Below are 24,722 nucleotides of genomic sequence, written 5' to 3'. Positions count from 1 at the left end.
CATCCGAAGTGACTTCATCCAGGAATTCGAACTCGACATACTTGAGGAAAACAAAATGACCCAGGTCCGATTGGCAGCGTACACGGCGGCCCTCCTGGCGGCTTCCTTCGGCCTCATGGCTTGCGGATCGGAGAATTCCGATCAGGACACCGACAAGTCCTCGGAGAAGTCCGATCTGACGGCGCTCAGCGGCGAGCAGCGCAAGATTTCGGAGCAGCCGATTCCCCTTCCGGTCTTCGATGACAATCCGAACCCGCAGGGCGAGTTCAAGGTCGAGGTCTGCACGCACACCGGCTTCAAGGAATGCGAGAGCAAGTCAATAGGCATCACCGCGCTCGGTTCGGACAACGACAGCATCAGCTCGATCAAGAACCCCAACAACTTCAGCATGACGTTCTACGCCGACGACGACTTCACCGGCGCCTCCATCACGCTCAAGCCGCATGAGTCGATCGACAACCTCAGCACCCCGCAGTCTCCGATCGAGATGAACGACAAGATCAGTTCGTGGCAGCCGCAGGTGGCGGGACGCGCGGCGGAGCGGGCCGTGATCAGCGTCTGCACGGAGCCGGAACTCCGCGGTGAGTGCGAAGACCTTTCCGTCTCCAAGTCGGAGATCAAACTCAACGACAAGATCAGCTCGATCCAGAACCTCAGCGATCTCGACCTCGTGTTCTACGCCGACAAGAACTTCCGGGGCGCGGCCATCAAGATGCCCTCGCGGACGTATCTGCCGAATCTGAACCCGGAAGGTCCGAACAACGGGATCGACGAGAAGATCTCCTCCTGGCAGCCCGAGGCGAGCGACAACGTCGCACCGCAGTATCCGAACTGAGCCGCGGCTTCCGGAGATTCCCGTGGAATACTTCAAACAGCCGATCCGGCCCGATCTCGTCCCCGAAACGGCGTCCGATGCCGCCCTCGGGCACGGCAGCGACGAAGAGCCGGGCCCCGACCCGGACCAGGATTTCCTCGCCGACGCGGAGTTCGGTGAAACGAGCGGCTCACGCTTTCGGGCACGCTTCGGTGTATCACGGGCCACGCGGGCTCCGAGCAGCCCCTTCTCCTCCCATGTGCCGCGACTGTCCCGTCCCCCTCTCCATCGCCGGCTCGGACTCGACAACAAAGCCCTGGCGGTGCTGGCCGTAGCGTTTCTCCTGGTCGCCGGCTCGGTCGCGGCGTTCGCACTGTCGGGCGGGGATCGGGCCGTCGCCGGCGACGTGCCTCCGCCGTCGACCGTCACCACGTTCCCCGCGTTTCCGACCGCGAGTGTGATGCCGCCGGCGGACGCCGAGGAGCAGCCCGACGGAGGAGTGATCCTGGCTCCGGAGCTGACAGGGGACAAGGACACGGGCGAGGACCCGGGCGACGACCCGGACGCGGAGTCGGTCGCGGCACCACCGGAGGAGGAAGAGGGCACGGAGCAGCCGGACGTGGCGACCCCCGGGCCCTTACCGGGCGAGCAGCGGCGCCAGGGCGCGGGTTCGGGGACGGGCCGGGCGGCCGGTACGGCGTCCGCACCGGTCCAGGGGTATGTGATCACCGCCGCCTATGCGCAGGCGGGGACCTGGTCCACGGGTCATCACACCGGTGTCGATCTGGCGGTACCGGTCGGCACTCCGGTGGTGGCGGTGCGGGCGGGGGCGGTGCTGATGTCGGCCACCGACGCCGGCTACGGCCACTACCTACTGATCCGGCACTCCGAGCACGAGTACAGCCTGTACGCCCATCTCTCGCGGCTGGAGGTGGAGCGCGGGACGACCGTCGCCGCCGGGCAGCAGATCGGGCTGTCCGGAGCCACCGGCAATGTGACCGGACCTCATCTCCACTTCGAAGTTCGGACCGAACCGGTCTTCGGCTCCGACGTCGACCCGGTCGCCTATCTGGCGAGCTTCGGCATACACCTCTGACCGTCCCCCACTCGCCACCGCCTCCTCACCCCGTCGCGCCGTGTTCCCCCACTGCCCAGCAGTGGGGTGACACAGCGCGGCGGGGCACACGTGTTTGCCACGCGGACGGAAGCGAATACGGCCGATCACGTTTGCATAACGCACACCGTTTCTTAGAACTCCCCACGAGCCCGCAGCCGTGTTGCGGATGTCAACCGATCTGGAGCGACCAGAACGGCATCACCACCTTCTTACGGGGGTCTCCCATGCATCGCACTCGCATCGCCACTGTCGCGGCTACCGTCATGACCGGTGCTCTTCTTCTCACCGCTTGCGGCGGTGGGGACGAAAAGGACGCGCTGGATTCGGAAACGACGATCCCGGCGGACGAGGTCAGTTTCAAGGACGGCACGGCAGAGCAGAACAAGGCCGATCTGAGCACCGGCGATTTCGCCGCGAACGCGGCCCCCGCCAAGCAGTCCCAGCAGTCCAGCCCGGTCACTCGCAACTGGGTCCAGCTTTCGGCCGCCGCCGCGGGCGATCTGGATCCCGTGGTGACGAACGCCGCCGGTTTCGTGCTCTACCGGTTCGACAAGGACGAGCCGTCGAAGTCCAACTGCTTCGACGCGTGCGAGAAGACCTGGCCGCCGTATCTCGTCAAGCCGGGCGGCAAGGTCTTCATCGACGGCATCAAGAAGGAGGACGTCGGCTTCATCAGGCGGGGCAAGGGCTTCCAGCTGACCCTGGGCAAGGCGCCGCTGTACCTGTTCAGCAAGGACCTGGCGCCCGGTGACACCAACGGCCAGGGCGTGGGCGGCACCTGGTTCGGTGTGACACCCGATGGCCAGCGGGCCGGCGAGGGCGGCGGAGATGTGGCCGAGCCCGAGATCGAGGAGTCGGGGAACGGCGGTGGCACCGGCGGTAGCGGCTCGGCCGGGGGCGGAACGAAGAGCACGGAGCTGGTCGAACGCTCCACGGACGGTCTCTACAAGTTCGTCGACGACCCCAACGACTCCGAGAGCGCCGCCGGCACCGTCTCCGGGCGAGGCTGCAAGAACGTATCCCTGGGCGGCGCCATCTCCGCGATCAGCCCGGACGACGACAAGTCGGTCGGCAAGCCGATCAAGCTGTGGGACGGCCCCGACTGCACCGGCAAGTCCCTCCTGCTGGAGCGTGGCGTGTCCGCGAACCTCGCCGCGCAGAACTTCGACAACAAGACCCGCTCCGTCTTCATCGGTGAGTTCGCCTCCAGCACCCGGTAACCACCCGAAAACCGCCTCCCCGCGGGCGCTTCCCACACAGCAGGCCACCTCTGTCGAGATTCCCTCCCCACGACAGAGGTGGCCGCGCCCGGTCGGGCAGAGGCGGAGATCACCGGCTCATGGCCGATGGGCGGCTTTACGACACACGAAAGGGCTGCGACCAGTGAGGGCGGACGAGATGAATCGGCGGAAAGGCGGAGGACGTATGCCGTGCGGAATCCTGCTGGGTGTGACGGCCGCCCTGCTGCTCACGGTGTCCGGCTGCCAGAGCCCGCCGGATTCGGCGTCGGGGCCGGCATCGGACGTGGTCGGGGAATTCACCGAACCGGAGCCCTGGTCGTCGTCGGACATGTCCGAGGCGGCCCCTTACGACATGGCGATGCCGGACGGGACCGAAATCGACTCGCGCGTCTCCGACCCGGAGCCGAAAGCGGTTCCCGCGCGGCCGGAGAAGGCGCCCTACGTCGAGAACGCGGCCGTACTGGGAAAGGTGTTCTTCGACACCCCCGAAGGCCCCCGCGTCTGTTCCGGGACCGCGGTCTCGGATCCCCAGGACCCCGGCGCGTCGAGCCTGGTGTGGACCGCGGGCCACTGTGTGCACACCGGCCGCACCGGCGTCTGGTACCGCAACATCGTGTTCGTTCCGTCGTACAACAACGAGGCGCTGTCCGGAGTGAGCGCCACCGCCACGGATACCCGGGAGATCTCTCCGCTGGGTGTCTGGTGGGCCGACCGGGCGGGTGTCTCCACCGGATGGGCGCGCGAGGGCGAGGAGGTCGGCGGGGCGGGCGCGGCCTTCGACTACGCGGTCCTGCACGTCCGCCGCTCGGGAGATCCGTCGGCGTCCCTGGAGGAGGCGATCGGGTACGCGATCCCCGTCGCGTTCGACGCGCCGGCCATCACCGGGATACCCGTCCTCAAGATCTGGGGTTACCCGGCGGAGGCGCCCTTCGACGGCAACCTGCTGTTCTCGTGCCAGGACCGGCCCGGCAGACTGTCCATCGCCACCGACGATCCCACCCTCTACCGGATCGGCTGCACGATGAACGGCGGCGCGTCGGGAGGTGGTTGGTTCATGGCACGAGACGACGGTGTGCTGGAGCTGGTCAGCAACACCTCGGTCGGCCCGAACGACGCCCAGTGGCTCGCGGGGCCGCGACTGGGCGCCGAGGGGCGGGAGTTGCTCGGCACCATCGGCGCGGGCGCGGAGGCCGGGGCGGGCTGAACCGCTCTCCCGGGTGTGCGCTCACCGGAACCGTCCCTCACGGCGAGCACCTGCGCGAGGCACTCGGCCTGTGGCAGGGATCCGCCGTGTCGGGGGTCCGTGGCGCCTACGCCGACGCCCGGCGGCACGGCCTGGACGATCAGCCTGTCCGCCGAACTGCTGCTCATGCGAGCCGAGATCGAGCTTGGCTCCCACACCCTGGCGGTCGGCAGGCTCAGCGGCCTGGTGGGCAAGCATCCGCTCGATGAGCGTTTGCGGGAGATGCTGATGCTCGCCCTCTACCGGTCGGGACGTCAGGCCGCCGTCCTCGCCACCTACCGGGATCCGGGAACCGACCCGCCTCGCTGAACTCGGCGACATCTGCCTGCACTTGGGCCGTCGAGAAGACGCGGCACGCGTGTGACGTGAGGCGGTGGGGATCCTCGACACGCTGGGCCATGCAAGGCGGTGCTCATCCGGAGCAAGGTCCAAGAGGTGACCGCGAACAGCTTCTGACCTGCACGGTGTCGCGACGGCAGTGATGAGCGGCCGGCGGGAGCGAGTCCCGTATGCCAGGCGAGACTCGTATGCCGGGCGAGACTCGTCGACTGTGGTGAACGTCGAGGGCCATGCAACCGTCGTACCGGGAAATGGGTAGTCGACGCGAACAGGCCTGCCGACCATGACAACCGCAAGCGAACGAGATGACACCTACGGTTTCCGGAACGGAGACGACGGACGAGCGGTCCGGGAGTTCGTCGCCGCTCCGAAGGAGTTCCTGCGGAGCAACGTGGTGCTGCTGCGCATGGCGGACGGTATGCGCGCCAGGAGTCCCGAGGCGACCAGGAGTGTGGACCATGCGGCCTTTCTGCGCTGGATGGACAAGCAGGACCGGCACTGGTTCACCCTGACACCGCATTCGGCACCCCAATCGGCGCCGGGGAGCAGGCCCGAAAGCACGGCTTACGTACTGACACCGGCGGTGGAGAAGTACGCCGAGGCCTTCCCTTCCGACCCGGCTCTGGTAACCCTGCTCCAGGGGCGTTCCCTGCCCCCGGTCGGCCCCTCCGAGCATTACATCCAGGCGCACTACATCCCCTATCTGCAGGGAAGCTCTGCGAACCCGAAACAGAACGTGGGCCATACCGTCGTACCCATGGTGTCGTCGGCGGATTTCCGCAGCGACTTCGTCTTCACGGCCGCGATGAACGGATGCGCCCTCGCCGTCACCAAGGAGGACGGACGGGACGACTTCACCGCGTGGCATTACCAGTCCCCTTCGTCGAACCGGGCGGCGGCGGAGCGATTCCGGTCGGAGGCGATGCCGGTCGACTGGTTCGGGGACGGCGAGTACCAGAGCCTGGGACTGAATGCGATCCCCGAGTCGACCAACCTGCTCTGGCGTGGAGGACAGGGCTGGGAGTTCATCAGCCAGGAGAACCATGCAGGCTTCGAGAACTACGACGACGTCCGAACCCGTTCGACGACAAGCCGCCCGGTCCGATTCGAACCGGGTGAGGAGTGGCGGTACGTGGCGCGACACTACCTGCGCACGGTGGAGGACCGTCTGGACAAGCTCCGACGAGTGGAGAGGGACTACGTCGGCCGGCTGAGCTCGAGCAGACCCGACCTACTCCGCACGTCCTCTTTCTCCATGCTGAGACTGCAGGCGGAGCTCGATGTGAAATCACTGCAAGGGGTGGGCGACGCGCGGCACTTGGCGAGAACGGCCGCGCGCATCCGGCACGATCACGAAGGCACCCTTCGCGTCATGGCCGACTTCGACGCCCAGCAGGTCGCGGCAGAGAAGAACACGCCCGCGGCTCCCTGGTTCCGAAGGAAGGGCACCACGGAAAGGGAACAATCCCTGCGCGCGAAGATAGGGAACTTCGTGACCGACTTGAGCGATGAAGCGTGGATCGCAGGACTGACTCGCGAGGCGCACACCCTCGCAAGCCGCCCGGCTCCCCCGTCCCGTCCGTCGGCTCGGCCCGCGGCGGCGCAGAGCATCGCCGAAGCGGCCCGCCTCCACGCCCACGGCACCGGACCCGCCCCCACGACACCGCAACCCCAGCTCACGGCCCCCTGGGCAGACAGCGCCGCCGCGACCAGGAAGACCCGAACCGCGGGATCGTAGGCTGCCGACGCGGTAAGGGGCCGCAAGCCACTCGGTCCCGGTGGTGGACGGCTTCTCGCCGCCCACCACCGGGACCGGTCACGCGCACCACGCCTTGTGAGCGCCTGGCAACATCGGCTACCTGGCGCGCCCGCCGGCCTGGGCGGCGGGCGCGACGTAAGCAGAGCCCCCGGCCGCTGCACCCGCGGAACCGGGACCGGGACCGTAACGCCCGTTGCCGTTCAGCGCATGATGCGCGGCAGGTGCCAGGAGCTTCTGGATCTGACTTTGGATTTCTTGGATACTGTTCACCTGAGCCGCCATTTGCTCCTCCCTCAGTCGATTGTTCTGAATCGTCGCCGCAGAGGCATTGATTGCCCGCCCAGTAAACTGCCTGTTGGCATTGGGAATATTCCTCACATTGGCCCCGTTGTTGACCGAGCCGGTGACGGTGTCGAGGGCCGCCATTTCAACCCACCCCTGCTGGTTCAGCTGGGCGGCAATATTTGCCACCTCAGTCGCTCGCTGCGCATTGTTCGGTATGCCCATGTGGGTCGCAAGGCGTTCCGCAAGTACAGCAGAGGGAGCCACGTGAGTCCGATGCGCCTGGACGGCATGAGCCAGACGAACAGCCCAGACATTCAAGGGGTTGTTGGCCTGCTGCTGATTCTGGGCATACTCCTGCTGGATCGCATACAGGTCTCCCTGCAATTCAGCAAGGCTCCTGGGAGGGTTTCCATTTCGATACATGATGTCCTTCTCTCCTGTCCGTGGAACCGTAGGCGATACTCGCGCCGCAAAGAGCTGTGCGGCTATCAGGGCCCGCCTGACTCGACGACGGTTCGGAAACTCCGAACGAAGTCCAATGCCGGGCTTGGCTGCGCCTTGGTTCGATGAGTTCGAATCTTGACCGACGTAAGCAGTAACGCGCACCGCGCTTTCCGGGTTCAACGTTGCGCCGATTTTTTCCAGATCCCCTGCCGCTCCCTCCTCGCATGAACCCCGGGCGCCGGTTCCGCGTAGTAGCAGTGATCGCGACGGCTTCCGCGCCCGCGCGGCAAGGAGAGAGGGGGCTCAGCCCATGTACGGGAATTCCTGGGACTACGGCTACCCCTACGGGGTTCCCGCCCAGCCGGATCCGCGGACCCTAGATCAGATCCAGCAGGATCTGGCGCTGCGCCATCAGGCCGTTGTCCAGCGCCGGCAGGACAGGACCGATGGCGGCCCCGCCGCCGGCCCCCATTCCGCCGAAGGCCCCTGCCGTGCGATACCCGGTGCCCGCTCCCGCCTGGCTCGCCGCCGCGCCCCTCGTCCCCTACGCCGCATCGCATCCGTCTGGAGAGCCTGCAACCGCAGCGCGCGAAGCGGGTGCTGCAGCCCATCGAACCGCAGCGCAGGATGGCGCGGGATGTCCATCCGCCGCTTTCCGCGGACGAGACGAGATTCGCGTCCCATCGCACGGCGGGCGGCGGGCGGCGGGCGGCGGGCGGCGGGCGGCGGGCGGCGGCCGATTCGTCGAGTGGCGCCGGGGTGATCAGTACATATCGATCCGGCCTCCACTTCCTCCCGGCCCCGCTACCGGCTCTGGCGGGCGGAGGCGTGGACGGGTCGGCGGTCGGAGGGAAGAGCCCGAGTGCCGTCCCGGAAAACCTGGTTGAACTGGATCACATGGCGGAACGTAGCCACCCGTGAGGGCGCTCGACAATACCGACCAAGAATCCCTCAATTTCGCCGAAGCCCGCAGCGAAACGCATTCATCGACGGAGGACCGAGATGCCAGATTCCCCTCACCCCGACAGTGACGCCACGAACGGCCGGCGAACTTACGCGGCGCCCTATCCGGAACTGGAGCGGGTTTGGATGAGCGGGTTCCACTACTGGCCCACACCCGAGGAGAAGCGCGCGGTCGTGGACGATCCTGCTCTCCATCGTGTGGACTCTCCGGCCGCGTTGTCGGAAGTACCCCACCTCGAGGCGCCTCCCCAAGCCGGGCCCTCGCCCGTGCCCACGCCCAACGCCGTGTTCCACTCGGGCAGCCGGTTCCACGAGGAATTCGACTCCCCGGCCCGCGCCGCCCCGGCCCCGTCGTACCCGGCACCAGCACCAGCACCAGCACCAGCACCAGCACCAGCACCCACGGTCACGGCCACCGCGCTCCCGCAACCGGCTCGCGGCAGTGCGTCCGCCGCCGCCGGGCGCCTGCTCGATCTGGCGAAGCGCGGATGGCGGATGGCGAAGACCCTCGTGAGCGATGTCGTGCAGTTCACCCGCGAGAATCCGCATGTGGTGGTGGGCGCGTTGATCGGCGCGGTCGCCGGTGCCTCCGTCGGCGGCTTCGCGGGGCTCGTGGTCGGCGCGGGGCTGGGCGCCGCGGCCGGTGCCGGGGCGCGCGTCTACCTGGAGCGGTCCGCGGAAAAACGCGCGGCCCAGAGTCCCGCGCAGAGCCACGCCCAGGCGACGAGGGACCGGGCAAGCGTCACTCCGGCTCCCCTTCGGGACACGAACCCGGTACGGACACAGTCGGTGGTGATGGACCGGGCCCGGTCACAGCAGCTCGACAGTCCCGTCCGTTCCGCGATTTCCCAGGTGGGACCGGCGACGAGCGCGCAGGTGGCGTCCTCCGCCGCACTGCGCGCCAACGGCACGGATCGGGTCGCCCCCTCCGCCGTCGACGCCTCGCGGGACTCGGCCACCCGGCCTGCCACGACCCCGGCCCAAGGCCAGGGGCGCCGTAGAAGCACGTGACCGGGAGCGCCGAGCTCCCCATGTCAGGGCACGGACAGCCCGGGGCTCGTAGCGCGGCTCAGCTGCACGCCGGTCACCAGGGTCACGACCTCGGTCACGGATGGAAGCGCCACCGGCCTTCGGAAAGGACATCCACCTTGCCGTCCCTGACGCGGACGGCCGTCTCGTGGTCGGTGAAGTAGATCGGCAAGTCCGCCCGCGCGGCGATGCGGTCGGCCCGGGCTTCGTCCCGCTCGGGGAAGTCCGGCGCGCAACGAACCCGGGATCCGTCGGACCTGTGATGGCTCTGGATCGTCATCGCCCTCCGCTCGGACGACGACGCGCTCCAGGCAGCGGCCTGATCCGTTCGTCCCGGGCGGAGGGCGTGATGGTTCGCAGGGCTGGAAGCGGGCTACTGGCCCGGGCAGGTTCCATGGCGCTGGTTCGGTGCGGGCGCCCGGTATACGCCGCCGTAGGCCCCGCCCGGTGAGGGAACTCCCGGGTGGGGAAAGTGCGGTTGGGGAACACCCGAGTGCGGGGCACGGCCACCTGCGGGCAGGTGGGCCCCGTACCCATGCCCATGACTCACCGGGGGATGCAAGGCCGCGGTGGCGGGATGCCAGGCGGCGGGTGCGGCAGCGGCGCCCGGGGCACCGTAGGCCGCGTAGGCCACGCCGGAGGGGCGCGGGTGTACCCCCGCCGCATAGGCCACGCTGGAGGGGTGAACCCCCGGAGCCGACCGCGCGGGTACGAAGGCCGGGAGCGAGCCGCCGTAGGGCGCGTAGTGGCTGAGAGGGAGGTAGCCCGGGGGGCACTGCGGATGGACCGGCGCAGCAGGCCGCGCCTGCGGGTGAGCCGGCGCAGCAGGCCGCACCTGCGAATGGACCGGCGGAACAGGCGGGGGTGCCTGGGGCCGTGGGGCGGCCAGTTGCGGAATGTGATCGGCCAACTTGTCGGGCTGGGCGAACTCCGTGTCCCCCAGGGTCAGGTACTGGCTGTACCGCGAATCGTGCAGGCGCTCCAGGTCGACAGCCGTCGGGTACGACGCGGCAGGGCTCTTGACACCGAAACAGACGTCACGCCCACGGTCCAGACCGATGCGATAGTGAGCGGCGTACCGCTTGTAGCCGTCCGCTTCCGCCCTCTCTGCCGGTGACGGTGGATTCTGCGCGTAGTACTCGGCCATCAGGATCCTCTCGCGGTGCACGCCGATGACCGAGTCGAGCGTCTTCTCCGCAAGCTGCTTGGCCTCCCCCAGGAAGCGGGAGGTCGTTGCGAAGTCGATGAGGGCAGCCTCTGAGATAACCGCGGCCACTCTGCTGTCGGGAACGTCCTTACCTCCCTTCTCGACCACATAGTCATAGAATTTGGCGAGGCTCGCCACGATTTTTGCTCTTTCCTCAGAATGCATGAGGGACCGTCTCTCCGAGTTTCATCCAGCCTATTTACCACTCGGTTCTACGGTGGTACTCCGCTCAGGGTTCATCCCGTCACGAATATTTTGGCATCGGCCTCGCCGGGACGCCGGGACCACGTTCTTCCTCGCGCACAGCACGGGGCGTGCACGATCCATAGACACATCGTCAACGGGACGTATACAGGCGGCTGGTTGCCTTGATCGGGCAATGGCACCGGCGAACTCGGCGGGTGCCGACGTTCCGCACCAGAGACCCGATTACGATGAATACGCCTCACACGGCCCTCGAAAACCCCGCCCTCTGCGCCGGCCTGCTGAACGCCCTCATGGCCGAGCACTCCCCCGCCGTCATCGCCTACGCGGAGAGGATTCTCCGGGACCGGCATCTGGCGGAGGACATCGCCCAGGAAGCGTTCATCCGGGCCTGGCCGCACACGGAGCGGCTCTGTTCCACTGCTGGCTCCATCCGCGGCTGGCTGCTGACGGTGACCCGTAACCTGATCATCGACCGGTCACGCAGTTCCATGGCGCGCAACGAGGTGGTCGGGGCGGGCGAAATGCTCGGGGCGGACCATCGGGAGACGACGCTGCCGGATCACGCCGAATCCGTCGCCACCTCCCTGCAGACCCTCGCGCTCCTGCACGGCCTCTCCCCCGAACACCGGGAAGTCGTGCTGCATCTCTATGTCCTTGAGCACAGTGTGCGGGAAACGGCCGATCTGATCGGCATACCGGTCGGTACCGTGAAATCCCGGCACCATTACGCGCTCAATGCCCTCAGATCGAGACTCGCCGACGAGGTGAGTACGGCAGTGCGAAAAAGGTGCGCACCACGATGACTCGAATCGCCTCCGAAACCGTCGGTTCTCATATGTACCGCATGCAATGGACTGAACTTGTGGAACTGCTGCTCCGCCGCCGCGTGGCCGTCTTTCGGGAAAACCGCCTCACCGGCGCCGCCTCGGTGCACGACTGGCGGCGGGCCCGGGCCGCCGCCGAGGCCGCGGTCCGACACGCGGTGCGGAGCCGCGAACGCGTCGTCCTGGTCTCGGATGTGCTGCGACAGGCCGAGGAGCAGTTCATGCTCCGTCGGTCGACGCAGATGGCCTCGCTCGTTCTCAGGGAGCGGATCGCCGCGCACCGCGGGCTGATGACCGACGCCACGGACCGCTGAGCGGCCCCCTCCGACCGGCGAACCGACCGCGGCCTGGCCCCGAAAGCACGGGCCAGGCCGAGCCTGCGTTCCTGAGTCAGAGTCACCCCTGCGCTCAGACCGCCACCTCGACGTACCGTTTCCCCTGGTCGTTCTCCACGGTCACGGATTTCACCTGGTCCATGGGCACGGCCGCGGAGCCGGAGAGGTCCAGGCCGTCGCCCTGCGCCGTCTGTTGCTGGTCTCCGACCACCCAGCTGCCCGCGATCTCGCGCTCGCCCGACGTCGACAGGACGACCAGCCGGCACTTCTCACCGGGCCGGAGTCCGCCGACCGTCGCATCGACCCGGACCCAGCCCGTGGCCGGTGTCAGGCTCACCTTCATCGTCGCCCGGGTCGCCGAGTCCGTCGCGGAACCCGTCCACACCTCGCCCTCGGCGGACCGGGAGGCGAGAGTGTCGGGGGCAGTGTGCGCCTGGCCCGCGACATACCCGCCGCCGAGCAGCACTCCGGCCAGCGCGGCAGCGGCGAGACCGACTACGACGCCCCTGCGCCACCGGCTCACGGCCTCCTCCTCACGCGCCTGCCGCAGCGTGCGCCGGAGCAGCAGCTCGCCGTCCTCCGGCGGGCCTTCGAGGAAGAACTCGGGCGGCACCTCGCCGAGTTCGGCCTCCAGTGCCCTCAGATCAGCCAGCTCCACTCGGCATACCTCGCACGCCTCGATCTGTTCCTCAAGCCGGGATCGCTCGTCGGCGTCGAGGAGGCCCAGCGCGTGGGCGCCGAGGAGTCCGTCATGGGAGTGCTCCTGCGTGGTCACACTGCCACCTTTCGAAGCTGAACGTCACTGCCGGGCCTGCCCACATACACCTTGCGGAGAGCCTTCAGCGCATGATGCGCACGGGACTTGACGGTACCTTCGGGGATACCGAGTCGTACCGCGGCCTCGGCGGCGCTGCGCCCGTGATAGTAGACCTCCATCAACACGTTTCTCTGGTCGGGCTTGAGTTGGGCGAGGGCCTCCATCAGGACGACCGACTCGACGACGTTCTCCGCGTGGTCCTGCTGGACCGGCACCGTCGCCAGGCTCTCCCCCACCTCCGTCGGACGGGCGGCCTTCGCCCGGTAGCGGTCCGCCACGAGGTTGCGCGTCACCGTGATCAGCCAGCCCCGCAGCGACCCCTGGGGATCGGATACCACCTCGGGGTGACGCCACGCACGGATCAGCGTCTCCTGGACCACGTCCTCCGCGATCAGCCGGTCACCCGTCAGGCGTGTCGCGTACGCCAGCAGGGCTTTGCCGTGCTCCGCGTAGAGAGCCCTGATGACCGCTTCGTGACTTGTGGCTTTTGTGGCACGCGGCCGCAGAATCGCCATTCACTGTCTCCCATGTGTCCCCGCTGGTTTGGTAGACACATCGAGCTGTCCGGCCCTCGGGTTCAACGGATGCCCGTGACATGGATCACTCGCCAACTCCCTTATCTGGTAGGGCATTTCCATCCTGCCGTGGCGGACCCGGACGACACACGCGGCCGTCGTCGGCTGCCACGGACCGACTACCGACGCCGACGCCGATGCCGATGCCGAGGGTGAAGACGAGGGCTGACGGCCGTCGCCGACGGCCGGTGACAGCGCCGTGGCCCGCTCCGGTCGGTGAAGAGCGGAGTCGGGCCACGGCCTTCCCGTCCGGGCACGGGGCCGGGACGGGGCCGGATGCCGAGAGGCGCGCGCCACCGTCCGTTGCGGGGGTCCGGGCAGTGGTTCGCCTCGGGGAACCCGGCATCCACGCGTTACTACGGCGACCAGGGCGACGGCAGTTCGACTTCTGACGGAGCTGGCCGGAACCCAATCATCTGGCTCGATCCCGGTCACCGTCGTTCGCCTCGCTCCGCCCTCCGCCGAAAAGGAGTGAACTCACTTTCCGCACTGCGCCGTAGGTGTCGGTACAAGGCAGCCGATCTTGACGGAGCGCATGGTGAACAACACGTATCCCCGACCCAGGACCCAGGCGGAGCGCGGGCTTCCCGCGTCACGCCGGCGCTTCCTCGCGGCCCTGGGGACCGCCACCGCCGGGGTGCCGTTGCTCGCGGCGTGCGGGACGGATGCGGGCGGACCGGCGGCCTCGGACCACCGGGGCTCGATGGGCGACGCGCTGCCCCGGGTCCGCGTTTCGCAGGAGGCGTCTCCGGGGCACGAGGTGAAGCGGACCTCCTTCCCGATCACCGCCGTGGGCCTCACCTGGACGGGCTCCCCGCGCGGGGTACGGCTGCGGCTGTTCGACCGGAGCGGCAAGCCTGGCGCCTGGCAGAACGTCACCGCCGGATGCCCTTGCGGCAAGGACACCGAGACCCTGCGCGCGAAGTCGACGACACCGCCGAACCGGGCGCTCGTACCCGCCCACGGCAGCTACGGCTACCAGCTCGACGTCGACGCCGGGGTGAAGGTCATCGAGGCGATCGCCATCGACGCCGGACACCTCGGGCGCAAGCGGCGGACCGCCCCCTCGGGCACACCGTCGAAGAGCGCCCCGGCCACGACACCCGGCGCTTCCGGGTCCGCCGTCGCCTTCCCGCCGCCCGGTCTGGTGCTCCGCGCGGACTGGGGCGCCGACGAGGCGAAGCGTCTGACCGCGGACGGGCGCGAGTCGTCGCCCACCCGCTTCACCCGGGTTCAGGCGATCACCGTCCACCACACCGCCACGCCCGTGGACGACCCCGATCCCGCCGCCACCGTACGCGCGATCTACGAGCAGCACGCCGTCTCCAACGACTGGGGCGACATCGGCTACAACTTCCTGATCGACCGTCAGGGAGTGATCTACGAGGGCCGGTACAGCGGTACGGACGGGATACCCGCGCACAACGCGGACGGCGAGGTCGTCACCGGGTTCCACACCTTCGGCTTCAACCCCGGGAACATCGGCATCGCCCTGCTGGGGGACTTGGGCAAGCAGAAGCCGTCGTCCCGGATGCGTGACTCCCTGGTCCGGCTGACGGCGTCCCTCGCCGCGCGGCACGAGCTGGACCCGCTGGCCGGTGTCACCTACCTCAGCCCCACCAGCGGCAAGACCACCGACGGCCCCGCCCTCGGCGGCCACCGGGACTGGACGTCCACCGAATGCCCCGGCTCGGCCGCGTATCTGGATCTCCCGGACGTGCGTGAACGGGCGGCCCAGCTCACCCGCTGACCGCACCCCCGCCTGCACGTTCCGGCATCCGTGCCACGCGGGCCGGACCGACCGGACGCGACCCGGTCCGCCCCGGACCCCCGTCCGCACACGGCGTGACGCGGCCTGCGGACCCCGTCGAGCCTCACCACCGCCCGCGCACGCGCCCGCCGCCACGACCCCGCCGCCCCGTCGTACGTCACCGGCGCCACACGGCAGGCGGCCGTCTCCACCCTCTCGCCCGCCCCTTCCCGGACCGGCGCCCCTGCCTTCCCCCTGCCTTCCCCCTGCCTCCCTCTCCCCCTCCCTCCCCCGCCGATGCCCGTGGGTCGCGTCACGCGTCACCCGCCGCACGGGTGCGGGCGCGGGCCGGCGGGGAGCGCCGTCGCGCGCCGAAGCGCCGCCCGATCCGGGACACCCCCAGGAGTGCTCATGAGTTGGACGTTCATGGGGTCCGACGGACCGGTCCGGCCGGACGCCGAGGAGTGCCGTGCCGACCACCGCACCCAGGTCCTCGCCCTGCACGCGTATGTGAGCCGCCTGCTGCGGGGCGATCCCGTCCGGGCCGAGGACATCGTGCAGGAGACGCTGCTGCGCTGCTGGCGCACCTACACCAGCATCGGGGACAGCGCGCTGCGGCCCTGGATGTTCCGGGTGGCGCGCAATCTCGTCATCGACAACTACCGCAGTATGAAGACCCGCCCCCAGGAGGTCGACGGGGAGGGATGGCGGGAGTACGGCGCGGCCGAAGCCGAAGGGAGCCTCGAAGAGGGCGTGTTGACGGCGATGGTGGTACGCGAGGCCCTGGCCACGCTGTCCCCGGCCCACCGGCAGGCCCTGTTCGAGGTGTACTACCGCGGCCGCACCCTGGAAGAGGCAGCCCAAGATCTCGGCATCCCCAAGGGCACCCTCAAATCCCGTCTGCACTACGGCCTTTCGGCTCTGCAGAGGTCCCTCACACACCTGTACGCCGACGGGCCTGCCGGGACGCCGCCGGACGGCCGCCGGTGACACGGCGCAGCAGCGCCTCCGCGGGACCGTGGCGGACGTACGCCAAAGGGCCCGCGCTGAGAGCCAGTTGAGCTACCCACAGGGCCACGCAGCCGCAGGCCAGCGCGGCCGGGCCGACGGTGCCGTAGCGGGCAAGGCCGTAGCCCGTGAAGACGAAGGCCAGGACAGCGGACTGGAGAAGGTAGTGCGACAGGGACATACGGCCGGCTGGTGCCAGCGCCGCGGCGATCCCCGGGCCGGACCTGCCGCGCAGCAGCGACACCAGCGCGGTCGCGTAGGCGGCGCTGAGCACGGGCGCGGTGAGGACGTCGACCGCCTGGCCTAGGTAGTAGTAGCGCGCGTCGAAAGGGGGGTGACCGCACATCGCCGTCAGGACTGCGCCCGGCAGGCCGATCAGAAGGCCGACGGCGAGCAGGCGCCCGCGTGCGGCGGACGCGGCGGCGAGGCGCGCGGGATCCAACCACCCTCGCCGGCCCGCGGCGAGGCCGGTCAGCATCGCGGCGAGGAGATGCGGGCCGTACAGGAGCGCGCCGGTGAACGCCTCTCGGTAGGCGGCGAGGTTGGCGTGCACGACCGTGCGGGGACCACCCCGGTACCACGCGCTCTGGCGCGCCTCCAGCGCCCGTTCGGAGACCTGCCCGGCGTCCTCCAGACCCAGGGCCACCACGCCGACGACGAGGAAGACCGCGGTGAGGAGGACGGCCAGGACCCCGGCCGTCCACAGCAGGACCCGCGGGTCCAGCCCCCGCAGCGCGTAGAGAAGCAGGCCGAGAACGGCGTAGGTCATGAGGATGTCGCCGGGGTAGAGCAGGACGGCGTGGGCGAGACCCAGCAGGAACAGTCCCAAGAGGCGGCGGGCGTGACGGCGGGCGAAGGGCACTTCGTCGCGTGCCGCCGCTGCCTCCTGGAAGACGAAGCTGTAGCCGAACAGGAACGCGAAGAGCAGATAGAACTTGGTCGTGAACAGGGCCGTGACCAGCCAGGCGGCCATGCGGTCCCACGGTGCGGCGGCTCCCGGCGTCAGGGTCCACGCTCCCGCGAGCACCGGGGCATTGACCATGCAGATGCCGAGCAGGGCGAAGCCCCGCAGCGCGTCGATCTGGACGAGCCGGGGCACCCTCGCGAGCGGAACTCCCCTACCGGGCGTCATGGGCATACTTCCTCAGGCACGGGGAGGGGAGGCACCGGTCACCCGGTGGGCGGCGGGCGCGTCGTCGGGGTCGCTCGACGACGGAAGGCCCACTCGCCACCGTGTGCTCCTCACGGCAACCACCTACGGCTGCGGCCCCTCGCCCGGTTCACTCCCGGACCTGGTGTTCGGGCCGCGGAGGAAGGAAGGCGCTCGGGCGGCAGGAGTCAGGCGGTGTCCCCCGCCCGGCCGTTACCGCCCGCGGGCGAACTTCACTCCTCCTGCCCCTTCCCCTCCGGCGAGTTGTTGGCCCACTCACCCGCGGGCGAGTTCCCGTCTTCCCGGCCCGGTTCGTCGAGGCGGCGCAGGGCGGCGCGGACGGACTCGGCGTCGGCGTGTTCGAGCAGGTCGAAGATCTCCAGCGCCTCGGTCCAGGCGTCCCTGGCATCGTCCGGGCGGCCCGCGCTCAGGTAAGTCTGGGCCAGCCGGTCGAGAGTGCCGGCGACGAACCACGGAAGATCCTGGTGACCGCGGTACAGCTTCAGCGCGCTGTGGTAAGCGGCGGCAGCCTCGTCGTATTCGCCGAGCCGGTGGTGGACGTGGCCGACGCTGTCCCAGGTGTGCGCGCCGTGGATGTTCTCCCCGAGGTCCAGCCACATGTCCAGCGCCTGTCGGCACTGGTCGAGCGCCTCGCGGTGCCGGCCGAGGCGTGACAGACACCAGCCGACCGAGTTGAACACCGCGGCCACGGCGGTCCTGGCCCGCACGCTGCCCGGGTCACGGCGCTCCTCGGCCTGGTAGAGCAGCAGCCCCTGCCGCGAGGCGTCGAGGGCCGCTTCCAGGTCCCCCTGCTGATCGGCCACCCAGGCGAGGGTGATGTAGCACTCGGGGCGCCGCTTCCCCCCGTCCACCCGGTCGAACAGCGCGATGGCCCGTTCGATCCGATCCCGCGCCTCGTCGTGGCGTCCCAGCCCGCCGAGGGCGACGCCGAGGCCGTGCAGCGCGTCGGCCTCCGCGGCCCGGTCGCCCAGTCGCCGTGCGGCGCCCAGGGCGGCGCCGCGCAGGGCCCGGAGGTCCTGCCATCGGCCGCGTTCGTGCACATGGTTGGACAGGGACCAGGCGAGCTGCCACGTGTGGAGATCGAAGCTGTGATGGGCGGCGGCCTCAACGGCCGCGGTCAGCACCAGGAACTCGGCGCCGACCCACCCCTTGGCCCGGACGGCGTCGGCGCCGAACTCCTCGACGAGCACGCCCTCGGCCGCGGGCTCCAGGTCGATGAGCCGTCGGGTGGGGGTGACCAGCGCGACGGCCCGGTGGGCGGAGTGCAGATAGTGGTCGAACATCCGCCGGCGAGCCGCGTGCATATCCTCGGGCAACTCCTGGGCGTCGGCCAGCTCGGTGGCGTAGGCGCGAAGGAGGTCGTGGGAGGCATACCGGCCGGGTGCCGTCTCGGTCACGAGGTGCGCCTGGGCGAGTTCGGAGAACAGTTGGCGGGTGTGCGGGAGGCTGAGACCGGCGAGGCCCGCGGCGGCGGGCAGGGCGGCGTCGGGGCCCGGGTGCAGGGCGAGCAGCCGGAAGAGGCGGGCCGCGTCGGGGGTGAGCGCGTGGTAGGACCAGGAGAACACGGCCCGTACGTCGGCTGCCGCGTCGCCGTTACCGAAGGCCGTCAACCCGCCCGCGTGGTCGCGTAGTTCGTCGGCCAGCACGGTCAGCGAGAAGGCGGACCGCAGGGCCGCGCGCGCAGCGGTGACGGCGAGGGCCAGCGGCAGCCGGGCGCACAGGGCGATGATCGCGTCGACCGCTTCCGGCTCCGCCGCGACCCGCGCGGCTCCCAGCCGCCGGGCCAGCAGCGCGCGGGCCTCGGACAGGGAGAGCACGTCGAGGTGGACCGGCAGGGCGCCGTCGACGGCGACCAGCCCGGACAGCTGGTCGCGGCTCGTGACGATGACGAGGGACTCGGGCGCCCCCGGCAGGAGGGGGCGGACCTGGGCGGCGTCGCGGGCGTTGTCCAGCAGCACGAGGACGCGCCGGCCGGCGAGGAGGGTGCGGTAGCGGGCCGCCAGCGCGTCGGCGCCCTGGGGCAGCGCCCGCGGATCGGCGCCCAGGGACTCCATCAGGCTGCGCAGCGCGTGCTCGGGGGTGACGGGCAGGGCAGCGGGGTCGAAGCCGCGCAGGTTCAGATAGAGCTGCCCGTCGGGGAAACGGGGGATCGCCTGCCGTGCCCAGTGCACCGCGAACGCGGTCTTGCCGACGCCCGCCATACCGGCGACGGCGCTGACCACCGCGGTACCACCGCGGGACAGCTCCTCCATCTGCGCCAGTTGCAGTTCCCGCCCGACGAACACCGCAAGTCCGGACGGAAGTTGGGCAGGTGGAGCGAGGCCCGGCTCGGGGACTGCGGGTGCGGGCGCGGCCCGGACCGGGGTGGGGCGGGGCGGCGGCGCGAGGAGTCCGGGGTCGGCGCGCAGGATCCGCTGGTACAGCGTCTGCAGGGCCGGCCCCGGGTCGACGCCCAGGTCCTCCAAGAGCAACTTCTGTGCCTCGCGGTAGCTTTCGAGCGCCGCGGCCTGTCGGCCCGACCGGTACAGGGCCAGCATCAGCAGCTCTCTGAACCGTTCGTCCAGGGGGTGCTCGTCGACCAGCCCGGTGAGGTCCGCCACCGCCTCCGTGTGAGAGCCGAGGTCCAGCCGGGCCGCGACACGGACCGCTTCCGCGGACAGCCGCAGTTCTCCGAGCCGCTGCCGCTGACCGCTCGCGTACTCGCCCCGGATCCCGGCCAGCGCGGTCCCCTGCCACAGCCGCAATGCGTCGTCCGAGTGCCGTACGGTGCCTTTGGCGTCGCCCGCCTGGCGCGCCCGCTCGGCCCGGGCGAGCAGTTCACGGAACGCCGTGAGATCCATGCTTCCTGCGGACGTGGGCAGTTGATAGCCGTCGCCGACGGAGCGGATCACAGGGCCGGTGGTGTCGCCGTCGGGTTCGAGGGCCCTGCGCAGCCGGTGGACGTACGTCCGCATGACGTTGAGCGCGGTGGCCGGGGGCCGGGTCCCCCAGATCGCGTCGACGAGTTCGGCGGTGCGTACCTGCGCGCCCTCGGCGAGGAGAAGGGCGGCGAGCACCGCCCGCTGCTGAGGCGTGCCGAGTTCGGCCTCCTCGGATCCGCGCCAGGCCCTGACGGGGCCCAGCACACTAAATTTCAGCTGACTTTCCAACCGGCTTACTCCTCGGGTACTCCACGTACCGCATCACAGAGGCGGGGGACTGGGGACTGGGGATCTCAGCGATCGGGTTCTGGGGTCTGGGTTCTGGGGCTTGAGGCCTGCTGCATGGATTCTGGTGCCGACGCCTCGGGCAGGAGGCAGGAGGCAGGTGACTGGGAAATGGATTCTCGCGCCTGCCGCCTGATACCTGGTGCCGGGTTCCTGGTCGGGAGCTTCGCGACGTATGGGACCTGTCGCGGCGGTGGACGAGCGCCGCAGCGTTCCAGGAGGCCCGGGCAGGAGGCCAAGGGACAGGAGGCCAGGCGAGGCAGGCGGCCAGGGATCTGGTCGGTACGCCGGAAGCTCAAACAAACCGCGTCCAGCAGCGCCGTCCAGGAGGTGCGGCCGCTCTCCAGTGCGGCCACGACCGAATACGGCCAGCCTGGCTTTCGTTCATGGTCACGAAGCACGCCGTGGAGGTCGGTGCAAGGGTATGGAAACTGACGACTCGTCAGATTACGCTCCTGCGTATGATTTCCACGGTGGTCTGGGGCACCGGCAACGTCGGCCGTGCGGCGATCCGCGCGGTCGAGGCGCATCCGGCGCTCGATCTCGCGGCCGTACTCGTTCACAACCCCGAGAAGGTCGGGCGCGACGCGGGTGACCTCGGCGGCCTCGGTCGAGGCCTGGGCATCTCGGCGACCGACGACATCGACGCCGTGCTGGGCGAGGGCCCCCGGGCGGTGGTGTACGCGGCATCGGGCGACATCCGGCCCGACGAGGCGCTGGCCGACATCGGCGCCGCGATCCGGGCGGGTGCCGTGGTCGTCACGCCGGCGCTGTACCCGCTCTACGACCAGCGCAACGCCCCACCCGAGTTCCGGGACCCGGTGCTCGCCGCCATAGCCGACGGCGGAGGTTCGCTGTTCGTGTCCGGCGTCGACCCGGGCTGGGGCAATGACGTACTGCCCCTGCTGATGAGCGGCCTGGGCACGGTCGTCGACGGAGTCCGCTGCCAGGAGATCTTCGACTACTCCACGTACGAGCAGGAGGAGTCGGTCAGGTATCTGGTCGGGATGGGCCAGCCGATGGACTACGAGCCGCTGATGCTCGCCCCGTCGATCCCGACCATGGTGTGGGGCGGGCAGATTCGGCTGATGGCCAGGGCCCTCGGTGTCGAACTCGACGAGATCCGCGAGACCTTGCAGCGCCGCGCGCTCGACGCGACGGTGAGCACCCGGACCATGGGCGAGTTCGACGCAGGCACCCAGGGCGCCGTGCGGTTCGAGGTGCAGGGCTTCGTGAAGGGGGAACCCCGCCTCGTCATCGAGCACATCACCCGGATCCACCCGTCCTGCGCCCCGGATTGGCCGTCACCGCCCAACGGCGACGGGGCGCACCGAGTGATCATCGAGGGCCGTCCTCGCATCGTGGTCACCGTCGAGGCGACCGACGAGGGCGAGAACCGGTCCGCGGGCGGGAACGCCACCGCGGTCGGCCGACTGGTCGGCGCGATCGACTGGCTCGTGGATGCGGAGCCGGGACTGTACGACGCGCTCGACGTCCCGCTGCGGCCGGCGGCAGGAAGGCTGGGCGGGAAGTGACGCCGACGCCCCCTTCCACATCCCTCCGACACCACCAGGACGCGCCTCCTGTCGCCGGCCGGGACCAGGGGCGTACACGAAGGAGTCCCTGATGAACGTCGACATCCCCGAAGGCAAGAACCCGATCGAGTACGTGTGGGGCGACATGGTCCCCGGCATCGGGCTCGCCGCAGCGAACTTCTCGCTGTCCGTCTACGCCCATACGACCCTGGGACTCCGCGAGTTCGAGGCGGCGCGGCTCCGGATCGCGCAGATCAACGGCTGTCTCTTCTGCCTCGACTGGCGGACCGAGCGGGACGAGCAGAAGGTCGAGGAGGAGTTCGCCGACGCGGTGACCGAGTGGCGCACGACCGACGCCTTCGACGAGCGCACCCGCCTGGCCGCCGAGTACGCGGAGCGGTACGCCCTGGATCACCACGGCCTCGACGACGAGTTCTGGGACCGGATGACCGCGCACTACAGCCAGACCGAGATCGTGGAGCTGACCATGAGCCTCGGCTCGTGGCTGGCGTTCGGGCGGCTCAACCGTGTGCTGGGACTCGACGCCGTGTGTGTACTGCCGGGGCACTGAACTGGGCCGGGGCCGTCCGGCGAGTCCGGGCGGCCCTGGTTTCGTTCCTTTCTGGCTCCCCTCTCACCTGCTCGGGTAACCGCTACAGGTCCGCGGCGGTGATCGCTTCTATGTTTCGTTCGGCGAGTGCCGTGATGGTGACGAACGGATTGACGCTGGTGTTGCCCGGGACGAGGGCGCCGTCGATGACGTACAGGCCCGGATGTCCGTGCAGGCGGCCGTAGTTGTCCGTCGCCTTGTTGAGCACGGCACCGCCGAGGGGGTGGTATGTGAGGTGGTCGCCCCAGATCTTGTAGGCGCCGAAGAGGTCGGTGCGGTAGATCGTCCCTTCCTTGGCGTTGATCTTGTCGAAGATCGTCTTGGCCATGTCGATGGACGGTTGCTTCCAGGCGGTCTGCCAGTTGAGGTCGACCGTTCCCGTCGCCGCGTTCCACGAGAACTGGGCGCGGTTGGGGTTCTTGGTGATCGAGAGGTAGAACGAGGCAAAGGTCTCGATGCCGGTGGGCAGTGGGGCCACCTCGGCGAACGCGCCGCCCGCGGCCCAGTTGTCGATGCCGGAGCACGGGATGGACGACTGCAGGGCGCCGGTGGGGTCCCACAGGTGGTTGGCTCGGCCGCACATCACATTGCCGTTGTCGCCCCAGCCCTTGCCCACCTCGCTGTTGAGGCCCGGCAGCGCGCCGGTCGCCTTGAGCTTGACCAGGAGCTTGCTGGTACCGACGCTGCCGGCCGCGAAGAACACCCGGTCAGCGGTGACGGTCTTGGTCGCGGTGGTGTTGCCGCTGGTGTCGAGGCGGTCGATGACGACCGTGTAGCCGCCTGCCGTTGCCGGGGCGACCGAAGTGACCTTGTGCAGGGGGGAGATGGAGACCCGTCCGGTCGCCTTCGCCAGGGCGAGGTAGGTCTTCTGCAGGGATTTCTTGCCATAGTTGTTGCCATAGAGGATCTCGCCCGCGAGCGCGGACTTGGGTACGGTCCCGGCGGCCTCCTGCTTCATGTAGTCCCAGTCGTACACGTCGGGCACGAAGACGAACGGGAAGCCCGAACGCTGGGCGTGCTTACGGCCGACCCGCGCGTACTGGTAGCAGTCGGCGGTCTCGAACCACGTCGGGTCGACCGTGGCGACGCCGAGACCCGCGTTGGCGCGCGGGTAGTAGACGGAGTACATCTCGTCGGCGTCGACCGACGGCAGGACGGCGCCGAAGTTCTCCCGCTTGGGAGTGACCGCCATACCGCCGTTGACCAGTGAGCCGCCGCCGACGCCCCGGCCCTGGTAGACGATGATGCCGCCCATCTCCTCGGCGTCCAGGATTCCGGTGTAGCGGGGGACGTCCTTGTCGATGGGGAAGCCGAGGAAGTTGCTGAGCGGCTGCTTCGTCCTGGTGCGCAGCCAGAAGGACCGGTAGTCGGGGCTCGTCGTGTTGGCGAAGATCTTGCCGTCCGACCCGGGAGTGTCCCAGGCCATGCCCATCTCGATCATGTGGACGTCGACGCCTGCCTGGGCCAGTCGCAGAGCGGCCACGGAGCCGCCGTAGCCGGTGCCGATCACGAGGGCGGGCACGTGCGCGCCCGGTTCGATCACCGCGGATGCGGCTGCGGTGGCGGCATGGGCCGGGACCACATGCCCGGCGAGTGCGGCCGACCCCAGAAGGGAACCAGTTCCACTGATGAATCTTCGACGGGATACGCCTCTCAGGCGCCTCCCACGTGGGGAATCGTCGTTCATGCGCGGCTCCTCACTCTCCATAGAGTGAAACGGGTTCTACTGGCACCCTCACGAGAAGTCACGCCATACCCTGAGGTAACTTTCAAAAGATCACATATTGGGCATCCCGCGCACGGCCCGTCCCCGGACTTCGCCGCCAGGGCGCGGCTCACACTTGTTCGCGAACTGGCGTGAGACGTCAGCTCCCTCTGCCCGACGCGCCCGGCCGTCGCGGCCGTCGCACAGCACTGCTGTGCCCGTAGGACCCGGTGGACGGCTCGGCTGGTCGACCTAACACATCTGCAGCTCAGCTGCGGCGGCAGCGGGCAGCGACCGCGCGATCCGCTGTCGGGCGACTTCGGGACTGTCGTCAGCGTCGACAGTGCCCTGCGCGAGTCCGTCGACCCCCTCGTGCTCCGTTTCTCCCGTATGCGCCAGCAGCAAATTCCCGGGAGCACCGCGTACAGAGCAGAGGCTCGCGCAGACCCCTCTGCGGCGTCCGCGCCGTGCTTCGGGGCCCCTGCTCGGCCTTCCCATCCGGTGTCTCATCGGGTCCCCTGTGGCCCTGCGCGCTGCG

Annotated in this window: 19 protein-coding genes and 1 pseudogene; 13 read left to right on the top strand and 7 right to left on the bottom strand. The window is 69.5% G+C overall.

Features of this window, described 5'->3' with window-relative positions:
- The first annotated feature begins 55 nt into the window (after nucleotides 1–55).
- From OHU34_RS40975 to OHU34_RS40950, 6 genes are all read left to right on the top strand, one after another.
- Nucleotides 56–835 carry a hypothetical protein gene (locus tag OHU34_RS40975; RefSeq protein ID WP_142268432.1) on the top strand — a complete coding sequence of 260 codons (780 nt, stop codon included), beginning with the start codon at nucleotides 56–58 and terminating at the stop codon, nucleotides 833–835.
- Between the two features lie 22 nt (nucleotides 836–857).
- Nucleotides 858–1,910, top strand: coding sequence for a M23 family metallopeptidase (locus OHU34_RS40970; protein WP_235034678.1), 1,053 nt, complete (start codon nucleotides 858–860; stop codon nucleotides 1,908–1,910).
- A gap of 245 nt (nucleotides 1,911–2,155) precedes the next feature.
- A complete protein-coding gene (locus OHU34_RS40965) occupies nucleotides 2,156–3,151 on the top strand; it encodes a hypothetical protein (RefSeq protein ID WP_405771405.1) in 996 nt (331 codons plus the stop codon).
- A gap of 205 nt (nucleotides 3,152–3,356) precedes the next feature.
- Entirely contained in the window at nucleotides 3,357–4,376 is a 1,020-nt protein-coding gene (locus OHU34_RS40960) for a trypsin-like serine peptidase (RefSeq protein WP_405771402.1), read from the top strand.
- Nucleotides 4,377–4,475: 99 nt separating this feature from the next.
- Nucleotides 4,476–4,724 (top strand): BTAD domain-containing putative transcriptional regulator, encoded by a 249-nt coding sequence (locus OHU34_RS40955; RefSeq protein WP_405771399.1) that lies wholly within the window; start codon nucleotides 4,476–4,478, stop codon nucleotides 4,722–4,724.
- 421 nt (nucleotides 4,725–5,145) lie between these two features.
- Nucleotides 5,146–6,492, top strand: coding sequence for a hypothetical protein (locus OHU34_RS40950; protein ID WP_142268435.1), 1,347 nt, complete (start codon nucleotides 5,146–5,148; stop codon nucleotides 6,490–6,492).
- A gap of 117 nt (nucleotides 6,493–6,609) precedes the next feature.
- Here OHU34_RS40950 and OHU34_RS40945 read toward each other — a convergent pair whose 3' ends face one another.
- On the bottom strand, nucleotides 6,610–7,182 hold the full coding sequence (locus OHU34_RS40945; RefSeq protein ID WP_405771396.1) for a hypothetical protein: 573 nt from the start codon (nucleotides 7,180–7,182) through the stop codon (nucleotides 6,610–6,612).
- Between the two features lie 1,518 nt (nucleotides 7,183–8,700).
- Here OHU34_RS40945 and OHU34_RS40940 point away from each other — a divergent pair.
- Nucleotides 8,701–9,216 (top strand): hypothetical protein, encoded by a 516-nt coding sequence (locus tag OHU34_RS40940; protein ID WP_405771394.1) that lies wholly within the window; start codon nucleotides 8,701–8,703, stop codon nucleotides 9,214–9,216.
- 94 nt (nucleotides 9,217–9,310) lie between these two features.
- On the opposite strand, the pseudogene OHU34_RS40935 reads toward OHU34_RS40940, so the two are convergent.
- Nucleotides 9,311–9,466 (bottom strand): annotated as a pseudogene (locus tag OHU34_RS40935) (peptidase E); the annotation flags it as partial.
- A gap of 1,376 nt (nucleotides 9,467–10,842) precedes the next feature.
- Here OHU34_RS40935 and OHU34_RS40930 point away from each other — a divergent pair.
- Nucleotides 10,843–11,451, top strand: a complete 609-nt coding sequence (locus OHU34_RS40930) for a sigma-70 family RNA polymerase sigma factor (protein ID WP_405771392.1) — start codon at nucleotides 10,843–10,845, stop codon at nucleotides 11,449–11,451.
- A 41-nt stretch (nucleotides 11,452–11,492) separates the two neighbouring features.
- Nucleotides 11,493–11,786, top strand: coding sequence for a hypothetical protein (locus OHU34_RS40925; RefSeq protein ID WP_142268437.1), 294 nt, complete (start codon nucleotides 11,493–11,495; stop codon nucleotides 11,784–11,786).
- Nucleotides 11,787–11,880: 94 nt separating this feature from the next.
- Here OHU34_RS40925 and OHU34_RS40920 read toward each other — a convergent pair whose 3' ends face one another.
- Entirely contained in the window at nucleotides 11,881–12,582 is a 702-nt protein-coding gene (locus OHU34_RS40920; RefSeq protein ID WP_142268438.1) for an anti-sigma factor, read from the bottom strand.
- Nucleotides 12,579–13,139 carry a sigma-70 family RNA polymerase sigma factor gene (locus OHU34_RS40915; RefSeq protein ID WP_142268439.1) on the bottom strand — a complete coding sequence of 187 codons (561 nt, stop codon included), beginning with the start codon at nucleotides 13,137–13,139 and terminating at the stop codon, nucleotides 12,579–12,581. The genes OHU34_RS40920 and OHU34_RS40915 overlap by 4 nt, the downstream gene beginning before the upstream one ends.
- 595 nt (nucleotides 13,140–13,734) lie before the next feature.
- On the opposite strand from OHU34_RS40915, the gene OHU34_RS40910 reads away from it, so the two are divergent.
- Both OHU34_RS40910 and OHU34_RS40905 read left to right on the top strand, forming a co-directional pair.
- Entirely contained in the window at nucleotides 13,735–14,949 is a 1,215-nt protein-coding gene (locus OHU34_RS40910) for a peptidoglycan recognition family protein (protein WP_405771387.1), read from the top strand.
- 411 nt (nucleotides 14,950–15,360) lie between these two features.
- A complete protein-coding gene (locus OHU34_RS40905) occupies nucleotides 15,361–15,939 on the top strand; it encodes a sigma-70 family RNA polymerase sigma factor (protein WP_235034681.1) in 579 nt (192 codons plus the stop codon).
- On the opposite strand, the gene OHU34_RS40900 is transcribed toward OHU34_RS40905, so the two are convergent.
- Both OHU34_RS40900 and OHU34_RS40895 read right to left on the bottom strand, forming a co-directional pair.
- The gene (locus tag OHU34_RS40900) at nucleotides 15,884–17,089 is read right to left on the bottom strand and encodes a DUF418 domain-containing protein (protein ID WP_142268441.1); all 1,206 of its coding nucleotides are present in this window, start codon (nucleotides 17,087–17,089) and stop codon (nucleotides 15,884–15,886) included. The two genes, OHU34_RS40905 and OHU34_RS40900, sit on opposite strands and share 56 nt — an antisense overlap.
- Before the next feature lie 251 nt (nucleotides 17,090–17,340).
- On the bottom strand, nucleotides 17,341–20,277 hold the full coding sequence (locus tag OHU34_RS40895) for an AfsR/SARP family transcriptional regulator (protein WP_405771382.1): 2,937 nt from the start codon (nucleotides 20,275–20,277) through the stop codon (nucleotides 17,341–17,343).
- 518 nt (nucleotides 20,278–20,795) lie between these two features.
- Here OHU34_RS40895 and OHU34_RS40890 point away from each other — a divergent pair.
- Together OHU34_RS40890 and OHU34_RS40885 are read left to right on the top strand one after the other, a co-directional pair.
- Complete coding sequence (locus OHU34_RS40890) at nucleotides 20,796–21,869, top strand: dihydrodipicolinate reductase (protein WP_142268443.1); 1,074 nt, start codon at nucleotides 20,796–20,798, stop codon at nucleotides 21,867–21,869.
- A 91-nt stretch (nucleotides 21,870–21,960) separates the two neighbouring features.
- Entirely contained in the window at nucleotides 21,961–22,440 is a 480-nt protein-coding gene (locus OHU34_RS40885) for a carboxymuconolactone decarboxylase family protein (protein ID WP_142268444.1), read from the top strand.
- 82 nt (nucleotides 22,441–22,522) lie between these two features.
- Here the strand turns inward: OHU34_RS40885 and OHU34_RS40880 are convergent, their stop codons facing one another.
- Nucleotides 22,523–24,166, bottom strand: coding sequence for a GMC oxidoreductase (locus tag OHU34_RS40880; RefSeq protein ID WP_405771379.1), 1,644 nt, complete (start codon nucleotides 24,164–24,166; stop codon nucleotides 22,523–22,525).
- Between the last annotated feature and the right edge of the window lie 556 nt (nucleotides 24,167–24,722).

Origin of the sequence: Streptomyces sp. NBC_00080, from assembly GCF_045041255.1 — a bacterium.
Classification (GTDB): domain Bacteria; phylum Actinomycetota; class Actinomycetes; order Streptomycetales; family Streptomycetaceae; genus Streptomyces; species Streptomyces coriariae.
The sequence above is the reverse complement of the archived record's forward strand: the minus strand, read 5'-3'. Positions and strand labels throughout refer to the sequence as shown.

What these genes read in the sequence shown, in the direction of transcription:
- OHU34_RS40975 (WP_142268432.1), top strand. Translation starts at nt 56, where the DNA reads ATGACCCAGGTCCGATTGGCAGCGTACACGGCGGCCCTCCTGGCGGCT.
- OHU34_RS40965 (WP_405771405.1), top strand. Translation starts at nt 2,156, where the DNA reads ATGCATCGCACTCGCATCGCCACTGTCGCGGCTACCGTCATGACCGGT.
- OHU34_RS40960 (WP_405771402.1), top strand. Translation starts at nt 3,357, where the DNA reads ATGCCGTGCGGAATCCTGCTGGGTGTGACGGCCGCCCTGCTGCTCACG.
- OHU34_RS40940 (WP_405771394.1), top strand. Translation starts at nt 8,701, where the DNA reads ATGGCGAAGACCCTCGTGAGCGATGTCGTGCAGTTCACCCGCGAGAAT.
- OHU34_RS40925 (WP_142268437.1), top strand. Translation starts at nt 11,493, where the DNA reads ATGCAATGGACTGAACTTGTGGAACTGCTGCTCCGCCGCCGCGTGGCC.
- OHU34_RS40915 (WP_142268439.1), bottom strand. Translation starts at nt 13,139, where the DNA reads ATGGCGATTCTGCGGCCGCGTGCCACAAAAGCCACAAGTCACGAAGCG.
- OHU34_RS40910 (WP_405771387.1), top strand. Translation starts at nt 13,735, where the DNA reads ATGGTGAACAACACGTATCCCCGACCCAGGACCCAGGCGGAGCGCGGG.
- OHU34_RS40905 (WP_235034681.1), top strand. Translation starts at nt 15,361, where the DNA reads ATGAGTTGGACGTTCATGGGGTCCGACGGACCGGTCCGGCCGGACGCC.
- OHU34_RS40900 (WP_142268441.1), bottom strand. Translation starts at nt 17,089, where the DNA reads ATGACGCCCGGTAGGGGAGTTCCGCTCGCGAGGGTGCCCCGGCTCGTC.
- OHU34_RS40890 (WP_142268443.1), top strand. Translation starts at nt 20,796, where the DNA reads ATGATTTCCACGGTGGTCTGGGGCACCGGCAACGTCGGCCGTGCGGCG.
- OHU34_RS40885 (WP_142268444.1), top strand. Translation starts at nt 21,961, where the DNA reads ATGAACGTCGACATCCCCGAAGGCAAGAACCCGATCGAGTACGTGTGG.
- OHU34_RS40880 (WP_405771379.1), bottom strand. Translation starts at nt 24,166, where the DNA reads ATGAACGACGATTCCCCACGTGGGAGGCGCCTGAGAGGCGTATCCCGT.